Genomic DNA, 16,702 nt, shown 5'->3' on the forward strand with positions numbered 1-16,702 from the left:
CAGAGGCTTTTTTATGTGTAAAAGATATATTTTATAAATCCATCAATAATGTAAGTGTTACATTGTTGCTGACAGTTTTGACTGTGGTCGGGTCAACAAGTCCTTGTGAAAAGAAAGTCTGCTGTATGTCTCTTTTGGCATAAGAATATGCTGCGTCCAGCCTTGTTCCCCCAAAATTATAGCCAAGACCTGCTGAAAATCCTTGCAGGTCTCCAACTGTTTTTCCATTTTTATAAGGGCTTTGCTCAAAACGGTAACCGCCTCTGAAACTCCATTGTTTTGCTTTTGCCTCAGCACCAATGCGTACTTCGGATGTTACGTCAAGCAGTGATTCTAATTGTGCATTTGTTTGGCGGTAATCGTTGCTTGGTCTGAAGCGTATATTACTGTAATCTTTCATGGCGTAATCCACACTGATTAGTCCATATTTTCCAAAAACATAGGCTAAGCTTCCTGTGTATTTTCCAGGCGTTTGTAAACGATATGACGGATAAATCATGGTTACATTCGGATCGACAATTACAGGGTTGCGGGTTCCGCAGTCCGGGCAGTCTACAACCAGGTTCTGGCGCAATTCTTCATTCAGACGAAACCAGGTAGGTGATTCATAGGCGAGTCCAATGCGGAATTCAGGAGTCACTTTGGCAATGGCTCCAACCTGAAATGAAAATCCGTTACCGTAAGTGTATAATTCATTTCTAAAACGCAAAGCCTGAGGTCCTGAATTTGGATTATTGCCAGGCGTATCCAAATAATCTTCATAGAAGTTGGTTACGCGGGTATAGTCTGTGAAATGTGAATTCAGGCTAAGACCAAAATAAAACCGGTCTGTGTATTGCACTCCTCCATTAAAGGAAAGCTTTCCGTTATATCCGCTAGTCTCAATAAAATTCTCCTGGAAATAATTGCCGCCAACAGGAGCATTTGGAGTATAAACCGTATTGTTGTCGGTATTGGTAGCAGGATTGATGAGGTAGCCGTAATAGCCGAAATAAGCCTGCTGTTCTCTGTATGTTAGTGCTTCAAAAGGCAGATTGGTAATATCGCCTAACGGAATTCCGTTGGCATGGCTTGAGAAATACTGCGACACGGAGTTCGTAGGATTAAATCCGGCAGCATGAAACTGATTGTCGAAATTGGAAACATTTTCATAGTTCGCCGCAACTGTAAATTTTTTCCAATTGCTTGAAGCATCTTCGTTTTCGAAAACCCAGATAGCTCCCAATTGGTTCAGGTCAAAACTATTGTCTTTTTCTTTAGTGGTGGTGCCAAAATAACGTGACTTGTTACTGATGCTGTAGTTGCTAAGTGTTATGGCAATTTGATTGGTCGTAAAAACTGCACTTCCGGCTGGATTAACGCCAATTGCCGAAAAATCGCCTCCAAGAGCACCAAAAGCACCACTCATCCCTCTAAAGCGGGCCGTACCGGTCAGGTTGTCCTGAGCATACCTCATGGCATCGGAAACTTCTTGTGCCTGAGCACTTAAAGCAAATCCCGCAATCATAAATAAAAAATACTTTTTCATAGGGTTAATTTTTTTCTTAGGGGTTCAAAAAAATACCTATGCTATAACTTTTACGTTTAGACATAGGCATTCTGTATCATTAAATTAAGTGTTATCCTCTTCGTCCGCCGCCTCCGCCGCCAGATCTTCCGCCTCCGCCATAGGAACCTCCACCTGATGATCTTCCGCCTCCGCTTGAACTAGGGCTGCTGTATGATGGTCTTGATGGTGCCGCATTTTGGCTTCTTGTAGAATTGCTTCGGCTTGGAGTACTGTAATTATTGCTGTTATTTCTTGTGGTATTATAACTGTTTCGTGTTGTGTTATAATCTCTTGAGCTTGAATTATAGTCTCTTGAATTTGTAGTACTGTTGCTACGGGTTCCGGTTGTGTTATATCTTGTTGAATTTCGGTTGGAATAATAAGTTCCTTCCCCTCTTCTCGAAGTGTTGTATGCATTATTGCTTCTGTAGCTTCTTGTTGCAGAATTGCTTCTGTAATAATTGTTTCTTCCAAAGCTGTTGTTGGCGTAGTAGCTTCTTCTTCCGTTGGCATAAGCGTAGTTATTGTAGTAGTGACCTCCATGCCAGTGGTTCCAACCGCCGTAATAAGGATAGTACCAATTGTTCCAGCCCCAGCCCCAGCCAAGACCCCAACTTGGTCCGTACCAGCTATTCCAGCCCCAACCGCCATACCAGCCTCCCCAGCCTAGACCCCAGCCCCAGCCTGGTCCGTACCAATTATTCCAACCCCAACTATTGTCGTAAATGTTTACAGTTACATTATCAGAGTTGCTTCCCCAGGCAGGATAGGATGCTGCAGTAGCTACATAAGTAGTATCGTTATAAGCCGGTGATGCATAATTGTTTGAATCGGTAAAGATTTCAGGATCATCCTGTAGCGATCTGAAATATTCTCTGTAGCCGTTGCTGCTTTCATTGTTTGCAGTAGTGTTAGATCTTCTTTCGTTATTGTTGTAAACTCCATCGGAATCATAATAAGATGAATTCTGGTATGACCCACAGGAAGTCATAAGAATTGCCAGCAATCCGATTAATGAATAAAGGGATGCTGATTTTGGGGAAATGTAATAAGTTTTCATATCTAGAGCAATTTTATTGTTGGACAATACAAAAGACAATACAAAAATAATTAGTTTTGCTGAATTATCTAGTTAAATAAAGTTAAACAATATTTGTGCCAAACTATTCAATATGAGTAAGAACCTTACAAAAAGATCAGAAGATTATTCCAAATGGTATAATGAACTGGTAGTAAAAGCAGATTTAGCCGAAAATTCAGGGGTTAGAGGCTGTATGGTTATCAAACCATACGGTTATGCCATCTGGGAAAAGATGCAGGCGGAGTTAGACAGAATGTTCAAAGAAACAGGACATCAGAATGCTTATTTCCCGCTATTTGTACCCAAAAGCATGTTTGAGGCTGAAGAGAAAAATGCAGAAGGTTTTGCTAAAGAATGCGCAATCGTTACTCATTATAGATTAAAAAATGATCCGGATAAACCGGGGAAATTAATGGTGGACCCTAATGCCAGGCTGGAAGAAGAATTGATTGTCCGTCCAACGAGCGAGGCTATTATCTGGTCTACTTATAAAGGGTGGGTACAGTCTTATAGAGATTTGCCGCTTCTGATTAACCAGTGGGCAAACGTAGTGCGCTGGGAAATGAGAACCCGTTTGTTTTTGAGAACAGCCGAATTTTTATGGCAGGAAGGACATACGGCTCATGCGACACAAAGCGAAGCGATAGCAGAATCAGAACAAATGATGAATGTGTATGCTGATTTTGTACAGAATTTTATGGCCATTCCGGTAATCAAAGGAGTAAAGACGGAAACGGAGCGCTTTGCCGGAGCAGTAGAAACCTATTGTATCGAAGCCTTGATGCAGGATGGAAAGGCCCTGCAGGCCGGTACATCCCATTTCTTAGGGCAAAATTTCGCGAAAGCTTTTGATGTTAAATTTGCCAATGCAGAAGGAAAGCAAGAGCATGTTTGGGGAACTTCCTGGGGTGTTTCAACGCGATTAATGGGAGCTCTGGTAATGACGCACTCAGATGATAACGGATTGGTTTTGCCTCCAAATCTGGCGCCAATTCAAGTTGTGATTGTTCCTATCTATAAAACGGATGAAGAATTTGCAGCCATAACTGAAGCTGCAAATACATTAGTGTCACAATTGCGAAAACTTAGAATTTCTGTCAAGTTCGATGACAGGACGACCCAGAAGCCAGGATTTAAATTTGCAGAATGGGAATTAAAAGGTGTTCCTGTTAGGGTAGCAGTTGGTCCGAAAGATTTAGAGAACGGAACTTTTGAGGTGGCAAGAAGAGATACTTTGTCTAAAGAAGTCGTTTTAAAGGATAATATAGTAAACCATATTAACGGACTGTTGGAAGAAATTCAGGATAGTTTGTTTAGTAAGGCATTGGATTACAGGGATACGCATATCACCGAAGTGAATTCCTTTGATGAGTTTAAAGATGTTTTAGAGAATAAAGGTGGTTTTATTGCGGCTCATTGGGATGGAACTCCTGAGACGGAAGAGAAAATCAAAGACCTTACTAAAGCAACAATCAGGTGTATTGCTTTGGATAGAGTAGAAGAGTCCGGAAGCTGCGTGTTTACTGGAAAACCTTCTGTTGGAAGAGTGCTTTTTGCCAAGGCGTACTAAAAAAAATAAAAAAAAAATGAGGTAGCTATTGTGCGAATAAAAAATAGTTGTATTTTTGCATCCGCATTAGAGAAGCAAGGCCCGTTCGTCTATCGGTTAGGACGCCAGGTTTTCATCCTGGTAAGGGGGGTTCGATTCCCCCACGGGCTACAAGTTCAAAGTTTATTGAAAGTATAAACTAACTTAGAAGGATTCAAGGTCCGTTCGTCTAGGGGTTAGGACGCCAGGTTTTCATCCTGGTAACAGGGGTTCGATTCCCCTACGGACTACAAAAAAACATTTAAAGAAAAAAAGGAAGAAAATGGCAAATCATAAGTCAGCTCTAAAAAGAATCAGAAGTAACGAAAAGAAAAGAGTATTAAACAGATACCAACACAAAACTACTCGTAATGCGATCAAAGCTTTGCGTTTGGCTACTGATAAATCTGATGCTGCTGCAAAACTATCAGGTGTTATTTCTATGATTGATAAATTGGCTAAGAAAAATATTATCCACAATAATAAAGCTGCCAATTTAAAATCTAAATTGACTAAACACGTTTCTGCTCTTTAATTAGGTGCTGAATCGCTAAAATATAAAATGCCCTCATCAGAGGGCTTTTTTTATATTCGTATTTCGAGTCACTAACGAGATATGGACCAAGTTTTAAAATTACCAAAATAAAAAAGCTCTCAATTTTGAGAGCTTTTTTTATAATTTGTCTTTGAGGTCTTCCAGCATTTCTTTTGTAATGGGCTTAGACAAGAAGTCGATTACAATGGGATAGGTCTTTGATTTTTCAATATCTGTCGGGTCAATAGTAGATGAAAGTACAATAACCTTTGTTTTTGTATTGAATTCCTGATACTCCTTTTTAGTAAAATTGTCGAGAAATTCCCAACCACCCATAACCGGCATGTTCAGGTCTAAAAAGATAAGTTCAGGACAATGGGTTTCATTATTAGCTTTAAGCTTTTCATAATAGTCCATAGCCTCCTGGCCATTTTTTGCAGTAATTATTTCTTCTGTAAAAGACGCTTTGGCAATTACCATCTTATAAAGCATTAGAGTAATTGGATCATCATCCACACATAAGATTTTATGTAGCATTTTATTCCTTTTTGAATGTTAATGTAAACTTAGTTCCTTTATTTACCTGGCTTTGAACATCAATTGTTCCGCCCATTGTTTCAACTTGAGATTTGACAAGATATAACCCAAGTCCTTTACTGTCCGGATAATTATGGAATCTTTGGTATAGCCCGAAAATCTTGTCTTTATTTCGTTCAATATCAATTCCTATTCCGTTGTCTTCAAAGGTAAGAATTGTCTTATCAACTTTCTCCTTTGTAGTGATAGTTATTTTTAATTTTTTTGCAGGATTCCTATATTTTATGGCATTTGTAAGCAAATTCAGCATGATGCTTTCCAGATAAGCCTTGTTCATGTTTGAAAGCGAGTCGTTTTCAAGATTGATTTTCAGGATTGGCTGGTGCAGGTTTATAAGATAGCTTAGCTGGTCAAAAACAGTTTCAAATACTTCGCTGAAAAGAACTTCTTCCTTCTGGATAGACGGATTGTCTTTGATAATGACAACTTTGACAAGGTCATTTATGGTTTCGTTCAGAAGATGGGTAGACTTTGTAAAGCCATTGAGTATGAGTTTTAGGTCGTCGTTTTCTATAGGAATATCTTCAATCAGGTTCAAAAGCCCGGTTAGGTTGGATAACGGCGCCCTGAGATTGTGTGATGTTATATAAGAGAACTGTTTTAAATCCTTATTGTTTTGTGTTAATTCACGGATGAGCTGTTCCCGTTCTTTTTCCTGTCTTTTCAGAAGGGTAATGTCCCGCTGTATCGAAATCCAGTGTGAAAGCTGTCCTTCTTTGTTTGTAATCGGAATCATGGAAAAGCTGACCCAGTATTCCTCACCATTCTTTTTGTAGCTAATGGTTTCAATCTGTGTTTCCTCTTCATTTTTGATAGCCGTAACCAGTTTTTTCAATTCCGATTCGTCAGAATTTTTACCTCTGAAGAGTAATGGCGATTTTCCAATGACTTCAGATGCCTTGTAGCCGGACATTTCTGCAAATGCCTGATTGGCAAAGATAATTTTTGGAATAGAAGTTTCAGAAGTATCATTGTCTGTAATGATGACCGCATCTTTGGCCTGTGTAATAACGGTTTCCAGAAGCTTTAGTCGCTGTTCTTCCTCTTTCTGCTTAGTGACATCCTGCATGGAACCAATCATTCGTATTGGTTTACCATTGCTGTTTTTAATCAGGAAACCTCGGTCAAAAACGTGTTTGTATGTACCATCAATGCATTTGAAACGGTATTCATCCTGCCATTTTTCAACTTTTTTCTCAAGAAAGTTATATAGTTTAACCGATACTCTAAGGCTGTCTTCCGGATGTATTCTATCAAACCACCATTTTGATGTATCGCCAACATCTTCTTTTTTGTATCCAAAAACACTGCTGATTCCTTTGTTCCATTGAAAATCATCTTCCTGAATTTTCCAATCCCATATGGTGTCGCTGGTTGCTTTGGCAACAATGTCATAGCGGTCTATGGCTTCTTTTAATTCTTCGCCGGCTCGTCTGTTTTCAATCACTACGCCTACCAGATTGGCAATGCGGTCAAGCAGATAGATTTCATTAGGATTGGGTTCTCTGTTGGTTTTGTAATAGGTTACGAAACTGGCCAGACTGGAACCGTCTGTTTTTCTAATCGGGATCGACCAACAGGATTTTAGACCATTGGCTATGGCAGCCGGAGCAAAATTTTTGCAGAGCGGTTCTTTTTCAATATCGGAAATAAAAGCACTTTCGTTTTTAAAGATGCTTTTTTTCGAATCGATATCGTTTATAGATTCGATATAACCTTTTGGAAGCGAATTGCCTACAAAGTGTTTTATCTTATGGTTTTTGATTTCAATAATGGAGCATAAGGCATCCGGCATCAAAGTTTCGATGTTTTGGATTACTTTCTCCAAAACGTCCTTTAATGATTTGTTGGGTTCCGCATTAAGCCTGTAGGTGTCTTTTTCAAATGCGAGTATGGTTTCCTGGAACTTACGTGTCGTAATATCCTGAAGGGCACCTATTTTTTTAACCTGTTTGCCATCTTCCCATATCAGGTCAAAACGGTCCAAAACATGGGCATAGGTGTCATCCTGTTTGCGGAAACGGTATTCTATTTCATGGTGCGAATCTGAAGAATCTTCTTTTATGGCGGCAATTTTTTCCCTGACTTCTTCTCTTTCGTCAGGATGCAGCCGCGATACCCAAAAATCTAAATCCAGATACTGTAGGTCTTTAAAATCAAATCCGAATAGTTTTTTGTAATTGGAGCCTGCAATGTATATTTTCTTTGTTTCGGCATCAAATTCATATATTGCATCACTTGTGGCTTTTGCAATAGCTTCATAGCGAAGGTTGCTTTCCTTGATTTTAAGTTCGTTTTCAATCCTTTCGGTTACATCACGCGCATTGAGTACAATTCCGTTAACTGCGGCATTGTCTCTCATGTCGATGACATTGGCTTCTAGCCATCGCCAATTGTCGTTTATTCCAATGTATCGGAATGGGCGGGTGGCGATGCGTTTTTCTGTTTTTAATCTGGAAAATTCCTGTTTGAAAATTTCCTTTTCGTCCGGGTGAAGCTGGTCGAAGGCATTGAGACCGATGTAATCATCCGGATTTATTCCGTAATTGGTCTGAACATTCGGACTGATATAAGTAAATACGCCATCAGTGTCAAGAATGGAAATCAGTTCTGAACCGTCCTGAACCAGGGCTTTGAACCTTTGTTCGTTCAGTTCATTCTCTTTTTCGGTTTTAAGTCTTTCTGTAACGTCTGTTACTAAAACAAGTCGGGCTCTTTTTCCATTGAAATTAATTTCATTGCCTTGGGTAATGACATCGATTGTTTCGCTATTTTTTGTGGTATGTTTGAAAGACATTTCCACAAATTTTCCATTTTCCCTAAGTGATTTTACTAAAGCCATGGCTTTTTCAGTGTCATCCTTGGCTACAAGGGTGGAAGCTTTCAGATTTAGGAATTCTTCTCTGGTATAGCCGTATTTTCTTATAGCGGCATCATTGGCATCTAAGACATGAAGTGTTTCAATATCATAGACTAGTTTTGGCAGAGGACTGTATTGAAAAATATCTTTGTATTTTTTTTCTGAATCGCTCAGCTTCTGTGCTATTTTCTTGCGTTCGATATTGTAGAGTATCGTTTTGAAAAGCAAAGAAGCGTTCAGGTCTTCTTTCTGCAGGTAGTCGGAAACTCCATACGAAAGTGACTTGATGCTGAATTCCTTGTCAGAAAATCCGGTTAGTATGATTATCGGGATGTCTCTCGATATGGGGATGATTTCATTCAAAAGCCGTTCGCCTTCTCCGTCGGGAAGAATCAGGTCCAGAAAAATAATATCTATTTTTTCTTCCGTATTCAGAATGTTCCGGGCTTCTTTGAGATTCCTAGCCTCATAAAAAACGGGATGACGGAATTCTTCTCTTATATAATCTTTAATCAGCACCAGGTCGCCCTGATTGTCTTCGATTATTAAAAAGTGAATACCTTCTTTTTGAAACGTCATCGGTTACTATTTTTTAGGCAGTTGAACCATTGATAGCCAGAACTCTTCAATTGCGGCTACCGTCTCCAAAAAATTATCGGCTTCGATGGGTTTTGTTATAAAGCAGTTTACGTGGTTTTGATAGCTCTTCAGTATGTCGCTTTCAGATGACGATGTGGTTAGCATAATTACAGGTATATGTTGAATTTGGGGATTCGATTTAATTCTGGCCAAAACTTCATGGCCGTTTAGTTTTGGGAGGTTTATATCCAGAAGGATAAGGTCTGGCATTATAGCATTTTTATAAGCTCCCTTTTTTTCTAAAAACTGTATAGCCTCCCATCCATCTTTTACGACTGAGATTTCTTTTCGTATACTGCCATAGCCCAGGGCTTCTCTTGTTAGCAGGATATCGCCTTCATTGTCTTCAATCAGTAAAATAACAATTGATTCCATTGGGCACAGATTAGAATTTAACAAATATAATAAAACTATTCACTTATTTGCTTACAGTAAAATAAAATGTGCTGCCCTGACCTTCTTCTGATTCTACCCAGATTTTTCCACCCTGGGCTTCTATAATTTTTTTACAGATTGCCAACCCAATCCCGGTTCCTGAATATTCGTGTTTGGCATGAAGCCGTTGGAAAATGACGAATATTTTTTCACTGAACATGGGGTCTATTCCGATTCCGTTATCCTTAACCAGAAAAAGCCAGCGGTTATCCAAATCCTGATATGTTATTTCTATTAATGGTGGCTCTGATTCGCTGTGGTATTTTAGGGCATTGCTGATTAGGTTCTGAAAAACAAGCTGTATTGGTGTTTTACGGTTTTGGATAGTAGGCAGATGGCTCCATTTTATAACCGCCTTGCTTTCTTTTATAAAAGTTTCGTGATAATTGACAACTTCTTCAATTAGCGTATTGAGGTCGATTGTTTCGATGGTCTGGTCGAATTTTCCAACTCTGGAGTACTCCAGAAGGTCAAGTATAAGATTGCGCATCCTGTGAGAGCCGTCAACGGCATAATGAATGTATTCTTTGCCTTTGTCATCCAGTTTGTCATTGTATTTTCTTTGGATTTCTGATAAAAATCTTGTTATCATGCGTAAAGGCTCCTGCAGGTCGTGTGAAGCGATATAGGCAAATTGTTCCAGCTCTGCATTGGAAACAGCAAGCTCTTCCATTCTTTTGTTAAGTTGAAGATTAAGCTGTTTGAGTTGCTCTTCATTGATTTTCCTTTCTGTAATGTCTTCCAGAGAACCTATCATGCGGAGGGGTTTCCCTTTTTTGTTGAATAGGATATATCCCCGGTCATATATATGCCGGATGTCACCGGATTCTGTAATGATGCGGTATTCGTCTGACCATTTTTCTTTATTTGAAGTTTCGATAAAATTGTCGAATCTTTTTGCAACCCGTTCTTTGTCTTCCGGATGAATTTTGTTAGTCCACCAGGTACTGTGGTTTTCAAGTTCCGGATAGCCAAAGATTCTTGTAAGCGATTCGCCCCAGATAACCCTGCCTTTCTTAAAGTCCCAGTCCCAGATAATATTGTTGGTTGCTTTGGTTACTACGGTATATCTGTTATTGGAAAGGGTAAGTTCTTCGGTAATGTTTTTTAGCCTGTTGAGGTATTTCTGGTTTTTGTTTTCATATCTCCTTAGCATTACCCAGAAGAGAGCTCCCGAGGCCACAATAAAACCAATTCCTTTAAGCGTTTGGAAGAGAATGCTGTCACCATTAAAACCAAAATAGGCAAATGAGCGGTCACTGACTAAAATCCATAGGATTCCAATCACAAGATAGATGGAGATTATTTTATTGGAAGGTTTGTACATGGGGTATGTTCTTCATTGTAAAGATAAAGGTAAAACTCTTTTTGTTCAGATTATTTATGTTAAAAAATCGGGTTAGGAGCTAATTATGGAATCCTGAGTTACTGGCTTATTATGAATAAGTTAAGTCCACAGGAAAAAACATTTTTTATGTCAAAATAATGTGTAAATTTGCACCTTCAAAAAAAATCAGATGGAATCTATCAGAAACATTGCAATTATTGCCCACGTCGATCACGGTAAGACTACTTTGGTTGATAAAATTATGTACCATTGCCAGCTTTTCCGCGAAAACGAAAATACGGGAGACCTGATTCTTGACAATAACGATTTGGAGCGTGAGAGAGGTATTACGATTACTTCTAAAAACGTTTCTGTTGTTTATAAAGGAACAAAAATCAATATTATCGATACTCCGGGTCACGCGGATTTTGGAGGCGAGGTTGAGCGTGTCCTGAATATGGCCGATGGTGTTTGCCTTTTGGTAGATGCTTTTGAAGGTCCTATGCCGCAAACGCGTTTCGTGTTGCAAAAAGCAATCGATCTTGGATTGAAACCTTGCGTGGTAATCAATAAAGTAGACAAGGAAAACTGTACTCCTGAGGAAGTACACGAAAAAGTTTTTGACCTGATGTTTGAACTTGGTGCTACTGAAGAGCAATTGGATTTCCCAACGGTTTATGGTTCTGCAAAAAACAACTGGATGTCTGAGGATTGGAAACAACAGACTCAAAACATTGAGCCTCTTTTGGATATGGTTATCCAGCATGTTCCTGCTCCAAAAGTTTCTGAAGGAACACCACAAATGTTGATTACATCTTTAGACTTTTCATCTTTTACAGGACGTATTGCTATTGGACGTCTTGAAAGAGGGATATTGAAAGAAGGAATGCCTATTTCTTTGGTAAAAAGAGATGGTAAAGTTATAAAATCACGTATCAAGGAACTTCACACTTTTGAAGGACTTGGCCGTAAAAAAGTGGAACAGGTAGTAGCAGGTGATATTTGTGCAATTGTTGGTGTTGAAGGTTTTGAAATTGGTGATACTATTGCCGATTTTGAAAATCCGGAAGCATTACAGACTATTGCTATTGATGAACCTACAATGAGTATGTTATTTACGATTAACGATTCTCCTTTCTTTGGAAAAGAAGGTAAGTTTGTGACTTCAAGACATATTCGTGAGCGTTTGACAAAAGAGTTGGAGAAAAACCTTGCAATGCGTGTTGGTGAGACTGATTCTGCGGATAAGTTCATGGTTTTTGGTCGTGGAGTTCTTCACTTGTCAGTTCTTATTGAAACAATGAGAAGAGAAGGTTATGAATTACAGATTGGTCAGCCTCAGGTAATCATTAAAGAGGTTGATGGTGTGAAATGCGAGCCTATTGAAGAATTGACAATTGACCTTCCGGAAAATCTTTCAGGAAGAGCAGTAGAATTTGTGTCTGTACGTAAAGGCGAAATGCTTTCTATGGAAGGAAAAGGAGACAGGATGGTTGTGAAATTTAATATTCCTTCACGTGGTATCATCGGTTTGCGTAACCAGCTATTGACAGCTACAGCGGGTGAGGCCATCATGGCACACCGTTTCATAGGTTATGAGCCATACAAAGGAGAGATTCCGGGAAGAAATAACGGTTCATTGATTTCTATGGAAAACGGTAAGGCCATTCCTTATTCTATTGATAAATTACAGGACCGTGGTAAATTCTTTGTTGATCCAAACGAAGATATCTATGAAGGTCAGGTAATCGGGGAGAATACCCGTAGCGATGATATGACTGTAAACGTAACTAAAACGAAAAAACTTTCTAACGTTCGTTCTTCAGGAGCGGATGAAAAGACAAGAATCGTTCCGGCTATCAAGTTCTCATTAGAAGAGGCGCTTGAATACATCCAGAAAGATGAGTATGTTGAGGTTACGCCAAAATCTTTACGTTTAAGAAAGATTTACTTAAATGAAAATGACAGAAAACGTTTTAAATTCTAATCCGTTTTCCTGATATACAAAAGCCATTCTGAAAAGAATGGCTTTTTTTATGATAGTTGTCTAACCCTTTTGAGTATTTTGCTCTTATATACATTCTTCGTCCAGATGAACCATTTGCATTTCCATTGTCCGCTAACGTTGATGTATAATCTTTTTTAAACAGCCATTTCTTTCATATCTTCAATCCATAATGCACCAATCAATTTCTCCGTTTGGTCCTTCAATAAATCCGTCGGGTGTTACGGCCAGGTCTAAAATTTTGATATGCATTCTGATTGATGTTTGCACCAAATATAAATATTTATTGTAGGATTATATGGGCAGTTGACTCTTTACATATAAAACACATTGAATTTATGTCCATCAGGGTCAGAAAAAACAAACCCATAATATCCTTTCCCAAATTCTTCTGCCTCGGAAATAATTGTCCCGCCTGCATTTTTAACTGCTTCCTGCCATTGGTTTACTTCTTCTTTGCTTTCGGCAGAAAGGGTAAATATTATTTCATTGCCCTGTTTTGGGTCGGTTAATTCTATTTTGGTATTGGATTTAAGGATTTCCTTTAAAAAGAAATGGATGATAAAATTGTCATCGCCAACCAAAAAACTGGTCAGTTCTTTAGAAAATCCATTTGGTTGAAAGCCTATTTGAGTATAGAATTTAGTTGTGCGTTCTAAATCTTCAACACCCAGATTGGCCCAGATTTTTCTTGTTTTCATAAAATGTTTTATGGTTTAATTTGCTGTCGGGGTATAACAAAGATAAGTAAAGAATTGATTTTTTATTTGTTATAATCAGCTAACTTCGCCAGTAGTTTTTATTTTTAGCACTTATTCGGGTAGTTGAACAGATTTAAAGTCACAATACCCAAATAAAAAGAATTGAAATAAGCATCTTTTACTGCTGTCACTTTTAAGACAAAATAGATTAACCAGGACTCAGAACCTCAGAACCTCAGAATCTTAGTGCCTTAGTGCCTAAAAAAAACACTTTCCTGTAAATCATTCCATGCACCTCCGTTATATACTTTCTTAAATCCTTTTTCTTTCAGGATATTTTCGGCCTTGACACTGCGAAGACCATGCGAGCATACGGTGATATAGGTTTTTGCAGTGTCGAGTTCAGTATAGCGATTACGGATTTCACCTAAGGATATATTGAGCGAACCCTCGATATGGCCCATCTTATATTCATTTTCTGTGCGTACGTCGAGAATAATGGCTCCTTCAGATAATAACTTGTCCAATCCTTTGTCTAAAGTGTAAATTCTGTATATACGATATCCGATATAGATTAGAAGCAATACACCAACAATAATAATTATCCGTTTCATATTTTTCCTAAGATTTTACGGTCTATATAAAAGGTGCCAAAAGGAATCACACACGCCAATAGGACTTTGTATGTCGTTTTTCGGAACTGCCATTGCTGCTCGACTCCAACGCTTAGGGTGTTTATTATAAAGAGCAGGAACAACGCACCGTGGGTGGGTCCTATTATTTTTGAAAGCGAAGAATTTTCCGCTGCATATTTTAATGGTACGGCTATAAAAAGAAGTACGAGCAGGGAAAGGCCTTCGACATAGCCAAGAAGCCGGAGGCGTCCGATAGGAGTTTTTAGTAGTGTAAGCATATTATCTGAAATAAGGTCGGTTTGCGAAAGGTGAGAATGGCCAGGGTATGGCAATGAAAATCAGGAACAGGGCTAAGCCATACCAGATAAGCATGGTCTTAAATTTTTCATTATCCAGAGTTTTTCTTTTTGCCATAGCCGAACCGATGGTAATGATAATTACGGCTATTAGCATAAGAATGCTGTGTATGAGACCAAAAAATAATAAATCGAAATTTTCTTTAGCAGCACTGAAATTTTTGAGAAAGTACTTGATTATAGGGCTTTGAAAGTATAATGTCATTCCAATCATTAGCTGGAGATGTGCTATGGTAGCAGTCCAGTGTCTGATAGCGTTGTCTGTTTTTGTAAATGCAGTTTTTAGAAAATAACCGCGATAAGCTTTATAAAGAGCAACAATCAGGCTGATTAAAACAAGCCAACGCAGTGTAGAATGAAGAAAAGTAAGGGTTTGATACATAGCTGTGAAAGACTAATTTTGTTTGATGCGAACAAAAGTAAATAAAAAACATACTAATTAGTATGTTTTTAGGTAAAAAAAATTAGCGTAAGGTTTCGAGATAGTCTTTTAACTGTTGTAGATAGACAAGATAGACCGATTTGCTATTGCTGAGTTTGCCTATATTCCGTATGCCCCAATAGCCAGACATGATAAAAATAGCAACCTGCTCTGCTTTTATTTCCGGTCGTATATTTCCTTCTTTTTTACCATTTTCGATACAGCCAATAATAGCATCTTTCCATTCTAACGACAGGTCGTTTAGTGCTTTTGTAAATTCAGCGTTCCAGGGAGCCATTTCCTGGGTAAGATTGGAGGCCGGACAGCCATATTCTACTTTAAGAATTTCATTGTCCATAAGTATCTTACGCATCATGTCATAGATAGTCTGGATGGTATCGTCGCCTGATTGTAGTGGAGTGAGGAAAGTAGTCTCAAATGATGGTTTTAGTAATTCGTTGATGATAGCAATACCCATTTCGTCTTTGTTTTTGAAATGGTAGTAAAAAGCTCCTTTGGTGACAGCGGTTGTGGCCAGAATTTCATCAATACTGGTAGTCAGGTATCCTTTTTCATATATCAGCTCAAAAGCTTTTTGGAGAATATTCAGCCGTGTGATTGCCGCTTTTTTCATATCGTGAGCTGTATTTTTTAAGTAAAGTAAGAGATTATTTGGAGCTATATATTGGTTTAGGATTTATTTTTTCTCACAGAAATCAATTAAGAAATTCCTGATTTCGAAATCTGTCTTATTTCCAATTTCATTAAACGTTTGACAGGCTTCTTCATTTTTTCCAACAGCCAAATAAGATATTCCCAACATGATCATGGCTTCTTTATGAAACGATTTAAAGCGATTTTCCTCGATCTTTATATTTTTTATTTGTGAAAATGTTTCAATCGCTTTTTCAAATTTATTGTTTCTGTAAAAGGTAATGCCTTTGGCCGTTATTTCATAAAACTTTTTTTCATTCTCATCTTTTAAGTCATTTAGGAATTTTCCATGTAGCGCTTCTTTAGTAATGAGTAAGTCTTTACCAGAAATGTTTTTAAAATAGATTTCGGATTTTTTTAAAGCCCTTATATAGTCGTTGTCATGTTTGTCATCGATTGAATGTAGTACTTTTATGTCTTTAAATTTGTTATCGGTTGTTAAAATGAATTCTATCTTGAAGTATAGCTTATCATAATCTTTTGAGTTTCGATCTGGCATATTTTTCCTCATGAATTCTTCAAAATTTAAGTTTACTGCCAACTCATAGCCCGATAAATCATTATCACGATATATAGTATCGCCGTTTCTTTCGATTTCTTTTAGGGCAAATTCAGGATATTTTTTAATAAAATCATCCACAAGGAGAAAATAACTGGCTTTGTCATCGCCGGCATCTTGAATAACCAAATAATTTTTATCTTTTGCGTAATTGATAGTTCGATACTGAGTCTTAATTTGTGTTGGTGTGAACGAAGCAACAAAGTTTTGATCATTAATGTTCAAGTTATTGGGACTGATTCTAAGAATTACATTTGTTGAATATTGCGAATTATTAACTTCGAGCCTTCTTCCGTCACTATAAAGTGTCTTGACTAAAACCCATTTTCCAATCAATCCTTTGTTTTGCGAATAACAATTTGAGAATGAGCAAAAGAAAATTATTAGAAAAAATATGCGTTTCATTTTTATGGATTAAGTTTTCACGAGCCAAATTAATAAAAATTTGTGCAGAAAATAATTTAGATTATATAATGTTTAGGGAATGGAGTGTTTATATTATTATTCCTCCCTAATAATAAAATGTCATTTTAGTATTTTCAGTAAATTCTTCAATTGAAGTTTTTTTGGTTGCTTTTTATTATGGAATTCAATATAATATTCAGTAGGATTGATTACACCAATTTGAATTAACCAAAATTTAAAGCGTTGTTCTGATAAGCAATCAGTTTTATCTGTGAAGTCTCATTATAGGGATAAT

At 37.9% G+C, this 16,702-nt stretch carries 15 protein-coding genes and 2 tRNA genes; 5 read left to right on the top strand and 12 right to left on the bottom strand.

All coding sequences use genetic code 11. The features are described 5' to 3' along the window. Positions 1-31: 31 nt before the first annotated feature. Together ASG38_RS09925 and ASG38_RS17715 are read right to left on the bottom strand one after the other, a co-directional pair. A complete protein-coding gene (locus ASG38_RS09925; protein WP_056069967.1) occupies positions 32-1,528 on the bottom strand; it encodes an OmpP1/FadL family transporter in 1,497 nt (498 codons plus the stop codon). 91 nt (positions 1,529-1,619) lie between these two features. After that, positions 1,620-2,609, bottom strand: coding sequence for a hypothetical protein (locus tag ASG38_RS17715; RefSeq protein ID WP_056069970.1), 990 nt, complete (start codon positions 2,607-2,609; stop codon positions 1,620-1,622). A gap of 112 nt (positions 2,610-2,721) precedes the next feature. Here ASG38_RS17715 and proS point away from each other — a divergent pair, with 112 nt between their 5' ends. The 4 genes from proS (at position 2,722) to rpsT (ending at position 4,753) form a co-directional block, all read left to right on the top strand. After that, on the top strand, positions 2,722-4,200 hold the full coding sequence (gene proS / locus ASG38_RS09935) for a proline--tRNA ligase (protein ID WP_056069973.1): 1,479 nt from the start codon (positions 2,722-2,724) through the stop codon (positions 4,198-4,200). Between the two features lie 78 nt (positions 4,201-4,278). After that, positions 4,279-4,350: transfer RNA gene (locus ASG38_RS09940), tRNA-Glu, on the top strand. Positions 4,351-4,397: 47 nt separating this feature from the next. Then, positions 4,398-4,469 (top strand) — tRNA-Glu (locus ASG38_RS09945). 32 nt (positions 4,470-4,501) lie between these two features. Then, on the top strand, positions 4,502-4,753 hold the full coding sequence (gene rpsT / locus ASG38_RS09950) for a 30S ribosomal protein S20 (RefSeq protein WP_056071401.1): 252 nt from the start codon (positions 4,502-4,504) through the stop codon (positions 4,751-4,753). 138 nt (positions 4,754-4,891) lie between these two features. On the opposite strand, the gene ASG38_RS09955 is transcribed toward rpsT, so the two are convergent. The 4 genes from ASG38_RS09955 to ASG38_RS09970 are packed head-to-tail and all read right to left on the bottom strand — an operon-like array spanning position 4,892 to position 10,611. Beyond that, the gene (locus ASG38_RS09955) at positions 4,892-5,290 is read right to left on the bottom strand and encodes a response regulator (RefSeq protein ID WP_056069976.1); all 399 of its coding nucleotides are present in this window, start codon (positions 5,288-5,290) and stop codon (positions 4,892-4,894) included. 1 nt (position 5,291) lies between these two features. Beyond that, positions 5,292-8,789 carry a PAS domain S-box protein gene (locus tag ASG38_RS17475; protein WP_082482199.1) on the bottom strand — a complete coding sequence of 1,166 codons (3,498 nt, stop codon included), beginning with the start codon at positions 8,787-8,789 and terminating at the stop codon, positions 5,292-5,294. A 6-nt stretch (positions 8,790-8,795) separates the two neighbouring features. Then, complete coding sequence (locus tag ASG38_RS09965) at positions 8,796-9,224, bottom strand: response regulator (RefSeq protein WP_056069980.1); 429 nt, start codon at positions 9,222-9,224, stop codon at positions 8,796-8,798. A 43-nt stretch (positions 9,225-9,267) separates the two neighbouring features. After that, a complete protein-coding gene (locus ASG38_RS09970) occupies positions 9,268-10,611 on the bottom strand; it encodes an ATP-binding protein (protein WP_056069984.1) in 1,344 nt (447 codons plus the stop codon). A gap of 190 nt (positions 10,612-10,801) precedes the next feature. Here ASG38_RS09970 and typA point away from each other — a divergent pair, with 190 nt between their 5' ends. Continuing rightward, positions 10,802-12,598: a translational GTPase TypA gene (gene typA, locus ASG38_RS09975; RefSeq protein ID WP_056069986.1), complete on the top strand. Its 1,797-nt coding sequence runs from the start codon at positions 10,802-10,804 to the stop codon at positions 12,596-12,598. Positions 12,599-12,930: 332 nt separating this feature from the next. Here the strand turns inward: typA and ASG38_RS09980 are convergent, their stop codons facing one another. From ASG38_RS09980 to ASG38_RS10005, 6 genes are all read right to left on the bottom strand, one after another. Beyond that, on the bottom strand, positions 12,931-13,317 hold the full coding sequence (locus ASG38_RS09980; protein WP_056069989.1) for a VOC family protein: 387 nt from the start codon (positions 13,315-13,317) through the stop codon (positions 12,931-12,933). Between the two features lie 251 nt (positions 13,318-13,568). Next, complete coding sequence (locus ASG38_RS09985; protein ID WP_056069992.1) at positions 13,569-13,931, bottom strand: rhodanese-like domain-containing protein; 363 nt, start codon at positions 13,929-13,931, stop codon at positions 13,569-13,571. After that, entirely contained in the window at positions 13,928-14,230 is a 303-nt protein-coding gene (locus ASG38_RS09990) for a DUF3817 domain-containing protein (RefSeq protein ID WP_056069994.1), read from the bottom strand. Before ASG38_RS09990 ends, ASG38_RS09985 begins: the two co-directional genes overlap by 4 nt. A gap of 1 nt (position 14,231) precedes the next feature. After that, complete coding sequence (locus ASG38_RS09995) at positions 14,232-14,690, bottom strand: hypothetical protein (protein ID WP_056069997.1); 459 nt, start codon at positions 14,688-14,690, stop codon at positions 14,232-14,234. Positions 14,691-14,772: 82 nt separating this feature from the next. Further along, complete coding sequence (locus ASG38_RS10000; RefSeq protein WP_056070000.1) at positions 14,773-15,363, bottom strand: TetR/AcrR family transcriptional regulator; 591 nt, start codon at positions 15,361-15,363, stop codon at positions 14,773-14,775. A 63-nt stretch (positions 15,364-15,426) separates the two neighbouring features. Next, positions 15,427-16,407, bottom strand: a complete 981-nt coding sequence (locus ASG38_RS10005; RefSeq protein ID WP_162239689.1) for a tol-pal system YbgF family protein — start codon at positions 16,405-16,407, stop codon at positions 15,427-15,429. Positions 16,408-16,702 lie beyond the last annotated feature (295 nt).

Origin of the sequence: Flavobacterium sp. Leaf359, from assembly GCF_001423985.1 — a bacterium.
Classification (GTDB): domain Bacteria; phylum Bacteroidota; class Bacteroidia; order Flavobacteriales; family Flavobacteriaceae; genus Flavobacterium; species Flavobacterium lindanitolerans.